Raw genomic sequence first — 12,931 nt, 5'->3', positions numbered from 1 at the left:
GTACGCCAACGGAGCGGTCGCGCCCGCCCCCCGAACGTGGCCCCCATCCATCCCGAAAGCGCGGCACTGATGGAACCGACGCTCATCGGCGACGCCGCTGCACAGCACAGGGCCTCGTACGAAGCTAGCAGTCGGCGAGAGGAGCTTCGGGACGGGCAGGAGGATCAACCCGCCCCGTCGGCTTTCGTCCAAGGGCACGTCGCGATCAATCCCGAGCAGCTTCATCAGTGGGAGCTTTTGCAAGTGCTGGATCATCTTGATCATCAACCCATTCCGTCACCAGCCTCCGTCCCTTCGGACAAGCTTCAGCGACTGGAAAAGGACTTACAGGGCGAGTTGCACCGACACCCTGCCGCGTCGTTCTCCGCCGATCCAGAAGAGTTTAGTTTCGATCTAAAGCAATTCTCTCCAGGGGAGCTTCGGCGATTGCTTGATAATCAATCCATGCCGTCCCCCGTCTCCGTCCCCTCAGAGGAGCTTCAGCGACTAGAAAAGGACTTGCAGGATGACTTGCGCCAACACCCTGCCCCGTCGTTCTCCGCCGGTCCAGAAGGGCTTAGTTTCGATCTAGAGCAATTCTCTCCAGGGGAGCTTTGGCGATTGCTCGATGATCAATCCATACCGTCGCCAGTATCCGTCGATCCAGATGACTCGGCTCTAAATTTAGGGCAGTCTGATCTTCCCCGAAAGAGTGGAGGGGTTTAAGCGGCTTTTAGCTCCATCTCGATCGGGCGATATATCGATTGCGGAATGGAGCCGGGTTCGGCTCGTAGAAGCCCTCGATGAAAGCAAAGATAATGCGCTGGGCGTCGGCGCGGTTATGGTTGCGATGACGAACCAGTGTATGGAGGAAGCTCTCCATCGGGGCATTGTCGTAGCAAACGGCCTCGCGGCTCATCAACGCGGTGATGCCGGCGCCCGCGAGACCGCCTCGTCTCATGCAATTGGGTTCTTTGGTGAAGGTTGCGGAATTCACGGGCGCGAATAAGGTCATAAGATCAGAATCGCAATCGATGCCCGCGATTCGCCCTTGCTCCATGCCTTCCGCTCGCTGGTTTCCCCCGAGCTTACGATCGTCCAGGTCCTTCCCCATGCCGATAAAGTGGTGCTCGTTGCTCGGTCGAAGGTCGCGCTCTCGTTTCTGTCACGCTTAGCCGACTTGCCGTGGTAGGGTTCGGTCCCATGCGTCACGATAACGTCGGAGCAGAACGGCGCTTGCGATGATCAGAAGAATATCAACGTAGATATCAACAGATTGAGCGCGTGTTCCGTTTGGGGCGTGTGTGTGATGATTGTCGGGTAATGAATGTATGACAGTCCGACGCTTGCATATATCCCCGGAGCGAGATGCGCGATGTATGTTCCCGTGACTGCTGTGCTATCGCGGTGCGCAAGCTGGCCTTTTGCCAGAGCAGCATCCACTGCAAGCTTACTCCAGGCCGTGTTGGTCGCCACGAGAGCAATCAGATCACTGGGCCGGCTATCAAAAGGTCCCTTTGCATAAAGACGAAGCTCGTAATACCGGCTGATCCTGTTGCGCTCAGGTGGAGCTCCCATGACGGAGAAGCCGCCGTAGATGCCGCGAGACGGCGACCCAAGGGCGTCACTCTGCCAGAGCTGCCTGTCCGCAGCGATGTAGTGAAAATTATTTCCGCTCTCCCTTTGTTGCTTGGGATCCGCCAAATTCGTGTAGCGGCTCCTGTTCAAACCAACGCCCGCCCGCAGCCACGTGTCGGGTACGCCGGGAGCAGCCTTGCTCTTGTAGCCGGCTTCTTCGACAAGAAGGATGCCTGCATTGGCCGTGCTCCATTTCAAGCCGGTGGGATTCTCGGTTATATGGGCATAGGCACCATCTGGACTGATTGAGCGCTGGACGGAGACCTTGTTGTACAAGCGAGCGTCAAAATTGTACTTCAAGTTGGCCGCTGGCGTGGGCGCGGCATTGGTGCTCATCCCAGCCTGGAACAAGGCAGACATGTTCGATCCTGTGATTCCTCCGAACAATGTGCCGGTGAATTCATTCTGGTTTCTGAGGTAGCCAAGTTTGAGTTCTAGTGTCCTGTTGAAGAAAGTCTGGTAGTAGGCGAGCGTATTGAGTCCCACCCGATCTGGCCCTGGGCGATCCCACGTCCAGTATTGCTGCTCGGCCCCTACGACAATCTGTCCGTCGGCAATGCCAAACCGGCTCAGATCGTAGGTGACGATCATGAAGTTCGCCGACGCGAAAGTCGGATTCTGGCCCATATAGAGCTGGTTTGCGATAGTGCTTCTGGCTGCATGCGGTAGCTGGTTGCTTGCAAAGGAGTTATGTGTCCACCCGATATAGCCGATGCCGACGTCCGCCAGCGCAGATCTAACGCCCCCCTTGTCCTGATCAATCGTATCTGCAGGACCAGGGATGGGGAACCACAACCCTTTTTCACGCAGATTGTCGTACCTTTGGAAGGGATCGATCGTTTTTTGCGGTCTCGTCTGAGCAGCCCTGTCCGCATTGCCGCGCTTCTCCAAAGGCACTCCGGGACCTGCTGCTCGCGCCGGGGCAGGAGGGCGGATTGCCTGACAGATCAGGTCGATCGGGAGCTTTGCGGCCCGGTCGGAAGTCTTTCCTCTTTTGCTGGCCTGATCCACAGGGTGGTTACTAGGATCAAGTCCGCTCGCGGTTTGTGCCAGTACGGGATTGCCGACCAGACAAGCCGCTAGCGAAAGTGCGATAGCAAGCCCAGATTGCTTGCCCCTTGGTCTTAAATTGAAAGAAAGTGCTGCCGTAGCCGAGTATGTCCGGGGCGAGGTCGTCGCAAGAAGGCAATCACGCATGGCGTAGTTCGGGTCCATGTCTGCCGGCCATGAATATGCGGCCTGATTGGCCCGAAGTGAGCTCGCGGCGGCGTGTGGCACGCGCCTGCTTCCACATCGTCATTGCAAGCGCAGCCAAGCAATCCAGACCCCCCCGCAGTGGCAGTCTGGATCGCTTCGTCGCCAGCGCTCCTCGCAATGACGAGCAAGCGGCATCGCGGCTGTCGTTTCGCGTCCGTGGGGGAGGGGGACGAGCCAGAACTCGATCTATCCGAACAGAGCCACTCAGGCTTCCTGAACCTCTCAGCTCGCGGCGCGAGGATGATCTGGTCCGAAACTTTGGTTGTGCGTGACGCCGGTGCGCCCAGAGCCAGCGGAGAGCGCTGGCTCGGCAAATGCTCACGAGCGCGCGGAGCGTTCTGTCCTGGCCGCCAAAGCGTTGCGAATGTCCACCTTGCTCACTGTGCGTCAGGCGAGTCTGGCGGTGGTGCGCATCTGCATCGAAGGCGGCTTTCTGGACCAAACGGCAGCCACCCGAAAGCAAGGCTAGCCGTGCAAGAGGCTTGGCTTCACGAAGCGTTTCATTGGTATCGTTGTCACCGAAACACGAGACGATCGGCGGGCTTGAAGGCCGAAGAGCTTTTGGATTTGCGCGCGCGGCAACCACACCACAACATCCAACGTGATAGCCCAGGGGACCGGAGGAATCAGCCATCGAGCAGCTTTGGCGGATATCGGCGAGCAGTTGCTTTCTGCCGTCGGCGCGGCAAAACCTGTCTTGCATCCAAAACCTTGATGTGCGCGGCGTTCGTTGGTTACGCTTGCCACGTGCCCGTCATCTCGAACAACCTGCCGGAACTGGTAGTTGATCAGGTGCAATGTTTGCCGGTCCAATCGCGCCATTGCGGCTCGGCCGATCAGCCGTGGCGCTTACGTGGCGCGTCCCAGACGAGGTTGCTGGTCTGGGCAATGCGTGAGGCGGGGCTCCATCGAACACTTGCAGGAATCAGTGGACGGTTTGCATTCGTGCCGGGGCACGGTAAAAAATCTGCAAGGTTCTTCTGAATGATGAGAGAATGCTGCGCCATCGCCGACTACGACGAGAACCATTGCTCGCTGGTGGCGCTATCATTGAGAACGCGCGCAAATTGTCGCGTTGCTCAAGAAGGAGCGTTTCATAGGAGTAGGCGCAGCCGATCGGGAAGCTCACCAAGATTGATTATTGTCGACGCTGGCAGCTCCTGGAACGCGGGAGCATCGCGAGCTATCGCGTCGACAAAATAAGCCTGCTGGAACGAGATCTTGAGCGAGGGACAATGGACTTGATTGATCAAGCGGCCGCTTCAGACTTGCGGCCGCTCTTGCACGGGCCGTCAAGACGGATTCTCCCGGTTTTGGTGCTCCCGCTTATCCTCGTCGGCTCGTGTGCTGCTAGCGCCTGGCTTTGGGCTAACCTTGAAGAGCCTGTCGAGACGCCGGAAAGCAGCGAAGTCGCTTCAACGATGAGCCTGCCACCGGAGGACAGGGCATCCTTGTCCGAGATAAAGTGGGCACAGCAGAAAAATGGTGATGAGATCGCAGAACTCAACCGCCGGATCGATGCCCAGCGGGATGTCCTCAAAGGGGTCCTGGATCAGATCACCATACTGACTTCGCGGATCGATGCGCTGCAGAGTTCAACACCTGTCCCTTCTGCTGCTTCCGAGCCTCCTTTGTCGCCAGCCCGGGCTGTTTCGAGCGCCGCCAGGAAACGCTTCGGGCGGTCCAAACCACAGGGACCTGTTTCCGTCGGAGGCGCGCCAGTGATCGCCGGACCGAAGACAGCCGAGCCTTGAGTCTGGGACGCTGCAGGCGTCGTCGAGTGTCCAACTGTGCTCGAGGAGGTGGACCGTAGCTTCGCAAAGCTGCCTCCAGCCGTAAATTTCCCGAAGCTGGTGCGGGCGCCGGCGTCTCCAGCGGCACGTCGCTGAGGCCGTCACCATCATCAAGAGCAGTCAAGGGGAGGTGGGGCAGAGCCCTTTCGGCATGATCGAGCCGTGGCCCTGAACGGCGGAATCCGCTGCGCTTCTCCTTCAAATCAGCTTCCCTTTAGTCAGCCCTCCCGGTTTGAGGCCATATCTGAAAGATCGTTGTCATGACACCGCCGCTGCATCCTCGAAATCTGGCCTGTCTGCCGGAGGTGCCTCTTCAGATCATTCCGTCGCGAAGAGCTTAAATGTTTGAGATCTGCTCACATGCGCGGCTTAGTTAATAGGGATACGGTCGAGATAGGTGTCGAATGCGGCAGCAACAGCACGAACGAGAAACCGGTGTTCCTGCTTGACCCGAATGAATCCCTCTTCAATGTCCACTATCCCGTCTTCGGCGAGCATTCCCAGCCGGTCGGCCGAATTGAGAAGAGGAATTGGATCAAATCCGTGAGCAGCACAGATCGCTGGTACGTCGGCCTGCAAATCGCACATCAGACGCTCGATAATTGCGGCGCGGAGGCGATCTTCGGGGGAGAGGCAGTAGCCTTTTGAGGTTGCCGGACGACCAGCCTGAATGTGTTGGTGATAGGAAGCGGTTGCGCTCTCGTTCTGAACGTAACCCTCACGCAGACGGCCGATGGCTGACGGACCTAAGCCGATCACGGTTTTGCAGGTATCAGCCGAATAGCCCAGGGAGTTGCGGCGAAGCTGACCGGCTTTCTGCGCCAGCGCGAGCTCGTCGTTGGGCAGGGCGAAATGGTCGAGCCCGATCTGGCGGTAGCCAGCCGAGACCAGCGTATCTGCGATAGCCGCGGCTTGCTCGGCGCGGGCGAGATTATCCGGCAGCGCCGTCTCATCGATCTGGCGCTGACGTTTCATATAGGAGGGGACGTGAGCATAGCCGAAAACTGCAAGCCGGTCTGGCCGCATGGCCAGAGCCGTCCGTGTAGAGTCCACGCAAGATCGCACCGTCTGATGCGGCAGTCCGAAGAGGAGGTCGAAATTGATGCGGCTTATCCCATGCTGGCGAAGGCTTTCGACGACAGACGCCGTCTGCACCTCGCTCTGGACGCGGTTGACCGACCTCTGAACCACCCCGTCGAAGCTTTGCACGCCGATGCTCGCGCGATTGACGCCGGCCACTTGTAATGTTTCAACCATCTCGGCCGTGAACGCACGTGGGTCGATTTCTATGGCGATGGTAGCTGATTTGCTGAACGCGAAGCAGCGTCGCAGGAGTGCCATCAAGGCGAGAAAATCGGCCGGTGCAATAGTAGTCGGCGTCCCGCCGCCGAAATGCACGTCGCTTACCGGCAGCGCGCGAGGCGCTTGCTCTGCGACCAAACGTATCTCGGCATGCAGCGTCGCCAAGTACTTGCGGATCGGTCGCTCGCTGCGAGTGAGGCTTGTAGGGAAGCCGCAATACCAACAGATAGCACGACAGAACGGAACGTGGATGTATAGCGACACGGGATCGTCGGGCGGCAGCCGCCTCAACCATGTCTCACAAGTCTTGGCACCGACGGTCGCGGAGAAATCCGGCACGGTCGGGTATATGGTGTACCAAGGCAGGCGAGCGTCGCAATACTTGTTCAGGAGAGACGTCTGCAAAGCCTAACTTTCTCATGGTCGAGCGGCATAAAGCTGACCGATGCCCACTGTTATGTCTTTGCGTTATGTCAAACGCGTCTAACGGTTCCTGAGATCTGGCCTGCTCTCGACGTCACGGCCAAACGCAGCGTTGGGGTTCATGCCTGGAAGTGAGCGCCGCTCGTCCGCAATTATTCGGACGTTTATGGTGGCATATGAATTTCTACGAGGACGCTCGAATTAGCGCGGTGTACCGCGACTAGCCGTGCGCAGTATCAATCGCTCATCGGGCAGCGTCGTCTCCGCATTCCCCCTGGCGTGCTGCCTTTTTGCGACGGAAACAGGGATCTTAAAACCTCAGCAGGGCAGCTGAGCTTGTTGCTGGACTTCCGAGGAAAGGCCGACGTGGTTGCTCCGCAATCGACGGATGCCTCCCGTTCAAGGCCGGAGCGTCACGGAGATAAGTGACTTGCTAGAGCAGAGCGCGATGTGCGATGTGCGATTGCAGCACGTGACGCTGCGTGCGATTCAAGTCTTTTGTAGCAGCTCGCGAAAAACTTTTTTGGTTTCCAGCATAAAATCAATGAGCCTCAATTCCGCCACGCTGCTTGTCTCATTGCCGCAAGCATCATCACGGATGTACTGATGATGTTGGGGTGGCCCCGGCGCACTTCACGCCCCCGGCAAAGTGCGTCGGGACGCCTTGGTTCGCCGGCGTCTCGTTCAGATCCAAATACATGTCACTAACTCACAACGAGTTGGACGTCGTGCTGATGGCAAACGCGAGCTCGGAACGATTTGCTGTACTTTCTATTCTGCTTCATCGGTTGAGGCGTTTTGTTTCTGATAACGCCGTTGCAGCTGTTGATCGGCCAGATCGCATATCTATGCAGCGAGTCTTCATTGGCGTCGCATCAATGCGATGGACCTCCAGATTCGGTTCCACATAAGTCGCCTGGTGAGGCGTCGATCATCCCGTCACAAAACATTCCTACGCTGCGAGCTGGAGGCCATGTATGCAGGAGCCGGGGTGTAAGGTTGTGCCTCATGATTACAGAAAATGGGATTCGCATCCTGGCGTTCCAGTCCATTCACACTGGATCGATAAAGTGTCTGTTTCGAAAACCAATCGAGCGTGGACATCATCTTCGTAATATTCTCCATGAGGACGCAGCCCACACGCGCGCGAGAAAGGAGATTGCGCGGCCTTGCAGAAATACTATATTGAGAGTTCATCGCCCTATCGCTCCTAACCAAGTCGAATGCGCACCCTGGCGCGGTCCTCAGGGTAGTGAGAGCTTGCCGGATCGCCATCGATCAGGTGCTCTTCGTCCGGCACGCTTGATTGAAGCGTCGCGCCAGGCCATAGCCGAGATCGGCGTACGCCTCGTTTGCTCGCCCGGCCTGCCCGACGTTGATCCTGCAGGTCGATTGGAAGCGCGAATCGGATGCGATCTAGTACTGACCGTCCGCCTCAGGACGATGCGGAGCGCGCTCGGATCCGCCTCACCCTCGCTCGACCCTACGGCTTTTCGCGATCGTGTTGGCGGCTTTCAGTGTTGGGCAAGGCGCTCGGACCAGGCTTGAGCCGCGGCTCGCAGAAACCTTGTACTTCGATCTGACCGCGCTGGGATCGCCCGCATGAAAGATGCGCGTTTCCACTTTAAGCGCGAACCAATTGAATGCCGGCAACGAGCAGAACGGCCGCCAGTATGAATCTGATGGCTGTCTGGCTCAACCATTTCAGGCCGATTACTGCTCCAGCGACCGCCCCCGCCAGCGTGAAGATAGCGTATAGAGCCAAATCCGGAGAGGGAAATTGCCCGGTGAAAAGAGCTCCGACGAAGCCGACTGTGGAATTGGCCAGGATAAAAGGGGGTGATAGCGCGACGGTCTGCCTCGGTGATGCCCAATTCAGTGCGATGAGCGTCGGGGCGAGGAACACACCGCCGCCCACCCCAGTCAGGCCAGAAACGAGGCCAAGGACCGCGCCAATGCTCACGCTTTCCCGGAGCGGAATTTCGCCGACGCGATCGACAGCTCGTCCCCGCTGCATGATCATCACTGCGCTCGCCAGAAGAAGAACGAGTCCGGTTAGTGTTTTGTACATGTGCTCCTCGAGCACAATCAAGCCACCGGCAAGCGACGCTGGCATTGACGAAAAGAGAAGAGGGCGCAGGATTGTCCAGTCAACGACCTTGTTGCGGTTGAACAGCCAAGTAGAATAAGCCGCGACGACAATGTTGAGACCAAGCGCCGTGGGGCGCGTCTCTGTCGATGACATACCAAAAAAAGCCATTAGCGAGAGGAATGCAGTCCCGCCAGCCTGGCCAACGCTCGCATATAGCAGGGAGATGATCGCGAAGAGCAGGGAAGTCATGCTTCACATATCTTGGCGACGATCTTCGCCCGTTTTATTAGCAAGCCCATCATGATTCGTGCATCTGGTGCGGCCTAATTGTATTTCCGCTCGGGGCGGATCTAAGCGGTTCGCCGGAATCGTGCGGCCGGAGGTGTAGTCAGTTCAAGTTCCTTAGCGAGTGCCATGTGTGGACCCTCCCATCAATTGCCGAGGTTGGTAGTTGACTGGGCCCCAATAGGGGGCGTTTGAGGCCCTGAGAGGACGGCACTCGAGGGGGCGGCCGAGGTGAGCTGCCGAGGTGAGCTGCATTTGTTGCTGTAGCTTACCCCGTGCCGCAGCTCGCAATGGTACTGTCGCCTTCCCTCCCCATGTCATGAATGCTTCGAGGCACCTACCTCGCAACCAACCGTCCGCATTCGAAGTCCTTTTGCGACGATTGATTTTGGCGAAATCAACAGTTGGTATGGCACTTGCTAGTCCGATCCGGGGGCCTCTCCTTCTGGAATGCGCATGCAAAGTGTCTTCCGCATCAAACAGGTTTCGCGACTGCGCCTATCGCTTGTTGCGTTTTTGACGTGGCCCATTTCTGTCCGTTCGGTTCGTTTGTACCGGGCCTGCCGGACGGGCCCGATGAAATGCCGGACAACGATGCGGGGAGTATGGCGTCTGCATCGGATCTTCCGTTCAGCTCATCGATCGCGTCACCGACGCTGTCACACGCCGAGAATCAGCGACAGGTTAGCGATGGATGATTCGCAAGATTGGGAAAAAAGATGACACTTCTGTTGTCTTCATCTCAAAGCAGGGAATTGGTACTGACAAGACGCAGATCGAGTCTCGCACTGAAAGGTGCGTGCTCTACCTTACGTGTAGTTCAGAGCCCAAGATCTCCTCGTGCTCGCCCGAGAGACAAAGCGAAGCACCGTTCGGACGCGACTGCGTTTTCTCGCCATGCAAGCTAAACCGACCCAAGCATCTAGCCGTGCGTGCGCTCGGTTCTTGTCGCCAGCACAGTCCCGGGGCCCTCGGCCCTTCTATCACTGCCGGCATGAGTAAGATGGAGCATCCTTGTGTTCGCATGGAGTCGATCCGCACGGACGACAGGCGATGATCTCCGAGTTCGCCAGCTCGCCATCAGCGAGCACTTTGTCGATCGCCTCGGAGCAAGGATGATGACGCTATTCGGTTGTTTGACGATGCGATCATCCTGGCGCAGTCGCCGGCAGAGCAACGAATGCGGCCAATGGCGTCAGAGAAGGAAAATCGTTATGGGAAATTGGGATGATCCTGGAAATCAGCGAGAATGCAGTCAATTTTCATGTCAAGAATACGATGGGAAAGCTGGGTGCGACCAGCCGGATTCAAGCAGTCGCGATAGCTATTCGCCTCGATGTTCTTTGAATTCAATTGAGGAACGACCGCCAACTGTCACATCTTTGGCTTCCAGCTTCTGGCAAGTTGAGCACGGTGCTTTCGGTGAACTCGCAGATATAACCCTCCTTTGGGCAAGTCTGCATCTCGCGCTGGGTGAGGTTCTGGGGCTTCGTAAGGTCGGTAAGATGTGGAATCGGCCGATCTAATGCTCACTGGTCGGAGCATGGCTCTCTCCACCAGCGGGTGATTCTTTGCTCAGATGAGCCCGCACCGCTTGCTCGGGACGTCGGACAGGGGTCTAGGGAGAGGAACAGCTGAGGAAAGAACCCCGACCGCGGGCCGGGGTCCCGATTCATCCAAACGCGTGGAGATCTTTATCTGGCGAACGGCCAGCCAAACTTGTAGTTGAGCCGTGCCGTGATGAGATCGACGTCCTGGTGCGCGCGATCCGCGCCAAGGGCCGCTGGGAAGCTTATGTTGCTGCGCTGCATGAACAAGTGGTTATACTCGACGCCCGCTGACCAGTTCGGCGTGAGGCTGACTTCGGCACCGGCGCCCAGCACGCCACCCCAACGCACATCATTGTTTTTGCCAAGCTCGGTGCCGGTTGCCACCGAGTTGACGTAATAGGTGTTGCTGGTCACCGCAGCACCGCCCTTGCCATAAAGGAGCACAGCATTGAACGCGTATCCGATATGGCCCGTGAGTAGGCCGAATGCATCTGTCGTGGTGCCAACGGTGTCTGTCGGGAAGGCGGTGCTGACATTGGAGCCGCGGAAGTCGGCCCAGTTGCCCTGGCCTTCGAGGCCGTACACCATGTTGAAGATTTGCCAACGATAGCCGATCTGGCCGCCAACGGTACCGCCAGTCGAATTATGGCAGCCCTCGGAAGTGATGCCATTGAAATCCCAGCAATTGTGGCTCGTTCCCCAGCCACCGTTTGCGCCCATATAGTAGCCGGACCAATCGATAATCGGGGCCGCGACCGGCAGCGGTGCCGCCTTGACCTTGACGGGCTGCCCGGCCAGATCCGTGCCGAATGAGGGGGCGGCCGCACAGAGTGCGCCGATGCATGCAGTCAGAATAAGAATCTTTTTCATTCGCGTGTTGTTTCCTTTAGGTGCCCCAGGCACCGTGCCGTTTAACAACATGAACGCGAATTGCTGTAACTGGCGCACAACATGTCTTGGAAAGAAACGTGCCCAATCGCCCGCGGCGTCAGATTGCGGAGCTCGCGGTTTCCGCTGCTTTGCTTCTACCGAGACGCTGTGGCTCGGCAGTGGTCGCCTCGCGCGGATCATCCTCTTTGAAAATGATCGTTCATGATCACCTGCGACGCGGAGCAAAGCCAAAAGGTGTTCGGCTCCTTCCGTCGCTAAGCTGCGGCAACGCCCAGCCGCACTTACAGTACTGGATCGATGGCACGCCTCAGGCGCTTAAGGTCATTCTTCCGGCAACACGGACGTGCTATCGCTTGCAATCGCGAGCAACGCGATGCCGATCGATTGCAGGCTCGATCGCTTTGGCTCTGGAACGACCACAAGTCTAGCTCGATGGTCCGTCAACTTCGACCTTGATTGATGGGTCGGGAAGCCCACTGCGTGCTAGACAGTGCTCTTGCTTGAAGTTGCGCAAGATCGTGCCGAGCTCAAGGTCACCGTGGTCGGTTTCCTGGCGCGAGCGAATACCAGCGCGGCCGCCCCGTCTCGCCGCCGTCTGGGCCTGGTGTTCAGCTTCCTGGTCTCGGCCGCCAGAGGAGCTGTAGAGGCAACAGCTTTCTCGAGCGCTCTCGTTTCAGCGGGGCCGCACATGATTAGAGAAAAGTCTGCTCGACCACGCACTGGCCCGAATTTTCCACCGTATGAGGCGCCCTAAATGCCTTAACGGCGCCGGATGCTCTCGCCGCAATAGGCACAAGCGAGTCATTGCCCGGTCGACGGTGCCAGTTCAGCCCGCAAGTTGCGTATCGCCTCGTTGGCCAGATTCAAAGCATTCCGTTCGCCGTTTCTTATCGAGCACTCGAGGTAAGTGCGCAATCGGCTATGAAGGACGGCCTTCAGATTATGTGCCAGCAGCGGATCCTTCTCGACAAAGCTCCAAGCCTTGTCAAATGCGACGCTCACAACGGCATCTGGCACCTGCACCTGCTCGGAAAAGATCTGATCCATCTCTAACGCTCCTCGACATCCTGATACAAGGAAGTACCTTCTCAAAAGCAACCGGATTGTGTTGCGTGTCTCAGCACGAAAGACATCTGCTCTTCAACCTCTTCCACGCTACTCCCGGGACTTCAGGAGAGGATATAGATGCTTGTTGAAGTTGCGATGACCGAACGCCGTAATGCCCGCGCAATTCGAAGAAATTCTGAAAAGAGTGAAGCGAGTACGAGTTGTCGTGCCCTTCATTGCCGTCGTGGGCCTCTTGGTCGGTCACCAAATTGTGGCTTTTCCTTCATTCGGAAGATCGGCCCCCACGGGTTGCGGTTAAAGCCCAGCATGATGAAAAAGGCCGCCTACTCTTTTCCCACTCTCAAGAAGCGTTCAAACCGCAATGGCGCTTGTGACGTCGGATTTGGGGTGATGTAGCCTGTTCCGGATGAGACTTGTCTGCTTTGCGACAAGTCTCGACGCCTATTGCCGTGTGATATTCACCTGCGCGTGGCGTTCTGCTCCGGCCGTGGTGTTTGTTACCGGTCAGGCGCCTAAGAGAGGGAACGAGATGCAAGGGCAATTGCACTTTCCCCACGGCGGATTCTTAGTCGTTTGGCAAAGAAGGGCCGGGCGCCGTCGGTGTGGGTTCAATACGGAGTTGCGTAGGAAAGCCGGCGCAGCGTGGGATCGGC

The 12,931-nt window shown here is 57.7% G+C and carries 9 protein-coding genes and 1 pseudogene; 3 read left to right on the top strand and 7 right to left on the bottom strand.

What is annotated here, in order from left to right; translation table 11 throughout:
- Nucleotides 1–69 precede the first annotated feature (69 nt).
- On the top strand, nt 70–705 hold the full coding sequence (locus tag AB5K84_RS37435) for a hypothetical protein (RefSeq protein ID WP_014497829.1): 636 nt from the start codon (nt 70–72) through the stop codon (nt 703–705).
- A 7-nt stretch (nt 706–712) separates the two neighbouring features.
- On the opposite strand, the gene AB5K84_RS37430 is transcribed toward AB5K84_RS37435, so the two are convergent.
- The 3 genes from AB5K84_RS37430 to AB5K84_RS37420 all read right to left on the bottom strand — a co-directional run bounded on the left by AB5K84_RS37430 (nt 713) and on the right by AB5K84_RS37420 (nt 3,696).
- Nucleotides 713–1,093 carry a transposase gene (locus AB5K84_RS37430; RefSeq protein WP_011084799.1) on the bottom strand — a complete coding sequence of 127 codons (381 nt, stop codon included), beginning with the start codon at nt 1,091–1,093 and terminating at the stop codon, nt 713–715.
- Nucleotides 1,094–1,224: 131 nt separating this feature from the next.
- The gene (locus AB5K84_RS37425) at nt 1,225–2,832 is read right to left on the bottom strand and encodes a carbohydrate porin (RefSeq protein WP_223153702.1); all 1,608 of its coding nucleotides are present in this window, start codon (nt 2,830–2,832) and stop codon (nt 1,225–1,227) included.
- Nucleotides 2,833–3,339: 507 nt separating this feature from the next.
- Nucleotides 3,340–3,696 carry a hypothetical protein gene (locus tag AB5K84_RS37420; RefSeq protein ID WP_161966254.1) on the bottom strand — a complete coding sequence of 119 codons (357 nt, stop codon included), beginning with the start codon at nt 3,694–3,696 and terminating at the stop codon, nt 3,340–3,342.
- A 413-nt stretch (nt 3,697–4,109) separates the two neighbouring features.
- On the opposite strand from AB5K84_RS37420, the gene AB5K84_RS37415 reads away from it, so the two are divergent.
- Nucleotides 4,110–4,628, top strand: a complete 519-nt coding sequence (locus AB5K84_RS37415) for a hypothetical protein (RefSeq protein ID WP_011084803.1) — start codon at nt 4,110–4,112, stop codon at nt 4,626–4,628.
- A 408-nt stretch (nt 4,629–5,036) separates the two neighbouring features.
- On the opposite strand, the gene hemN is transcribed toward AB5K84_RS37415, so the two are convergent.
- Nucleotides 5,037–6,374 (bottom strand): oxygen-independent coproporphyrinogen III oxidase, encoded by a 1,338-nt coding sequence (gene hemN, locus AB5K84_RS37410; RefSeq protein ID WP_011084804.1) that lies wholly within the window; start codon nt 6,372–6,374, stop codon nt 5,037–5,039.
- A 1,642-nt stretch (nt 6,375–8,016) separates the two neighbouring features.
- A complete protein-coding gene (locus AB5K84_RS37405) occupies nt 8,017–8,733 on the bottom strand; it encodes a sulfite exporter TauE/SafE family protein (RefSeq protein WP_011084806.1) in 717 nt (238 codons plus the stop codon).
- A gap of 1,245 nt (nt 8,734–9,978) precedes the next feature.
- Here AB5K84_RS37405 and AB5K84_RS37400 point away from each other — a divergent pair.
- Nucleotides 9,979–10,116 (top strand): annotated as a pseudogene (locus AB5K84_RS37400) (LuxR C-terminal-related transcriptional regulator); the annotation flags it as partial.
- A gap of 347 nt (nt 10,117–10,463) precedes the next feature.
- Here the strand turns inward: AB5K84_RS37400 and AB5K84_RS37395 are convergent.
- Both AB5K84_RS37395 and AB5K84_RS37390 read right to left on the bottom strand, forming a co-directional pair.
- Complete coding sequence (locus AB5K84_RS37395; RefSeq protein WP_014497822.1) at nt 10,464–11,189, bottom strand: outer membrane protein; 726 nt, start codon at nt 11,187–11,189, stop codon at nt 10,464–10,466.
- A gap of 822 nt (nt 11,190–12,011) precedes the next feature.
- Nucleotides 12,012–12,257 (bottom strand): hypothetical protein, encoded by a 246-nt coding sequence (locus AB5K84_RS37390; RefSeq protein ID WP_011084811.1) that lies wholly within the window; start codon nt 12,255–12,257, stop codon nt 12,012–12,014.
- Nucleotides 12,258–12,931: the final 674 nt, after the last annotated feature.

This window comes from Bradyrhizobium sp. 1200_D9_N1_1 (assembly GCF_052075915.1).
Taxonomy (GTDB): Bacteria; Pseudomonadota; Alphaproteobacteria; order Rhizobiales; family Xanthobacteraceae; genus Bradyrhizobium; species Bradyrhizobium diazoefficiens.
This window is presented reverse-complemented; position numbering and strand designations above follow the sequence as displayed.

Excerpts from the sequence above, each read along its gene's own strand:
- AB5K84_RS37435 (WP_014497829.1), top strand. The coding sequence starts at position 70 with ATGGAACCGACGCTCATCGGCGACGCCGCTGCACAGCACAGGGCCTCG.
- AB5K84_RS37430 (WP_011084799.1), bottom strand. The coding sequence starts at position 1,093 with ATGGGGAAGGACCTGGACGATCGTAAGCTCGGGGGAAACCAGCGAGCG.
- AB5K84_RS37425 (WP_223153702.1), bottom strand. The coding sequence starts at position 2,832 with ATGGACCCGAACTACGCCATGCGTGATTGCCTTCTTGCGACGACCTCG.
- AB5K84_RS37420 (WP_161966254.1), bottom strand. The coding sequence starts at position 3,696 with ATGGCGCGATTGGACCGGCAAACATTGCACCTGATCAACTACCAGTTC.
- AB5K84_RS37415 (WP_011084803.1), top strand. The coding sequence starts at position 4,110 with ATGGACTTGATTGATCAAGCGGCCGCTTCAGACTTGCGGCCGCTCTTG.
- AB5K84_RS37405 (WP_011084806.1), bottom strand. The coding sequence starts at position 8,733 with ATGACTTCCCTGCTCTTCGCGATCATCTCCCTGCTATATGCGAGCGTT.
- AB5K84_RS37395 (WP_014497822.1), bottom strand. The coding sequence starts at position 11,189 with ATGAAAAAGATTCTTATTCTGACTGCATGCATCGGCGCACTCTGTGCG.
- AB5K84_RS37390 (WP_011084811.1), bottom strand. The coding sequence starts at position 12,257 with ATGGATCAGATCTTTTCCGAGCAGGTGCAGGTGCCAGATGCCGTTGTG.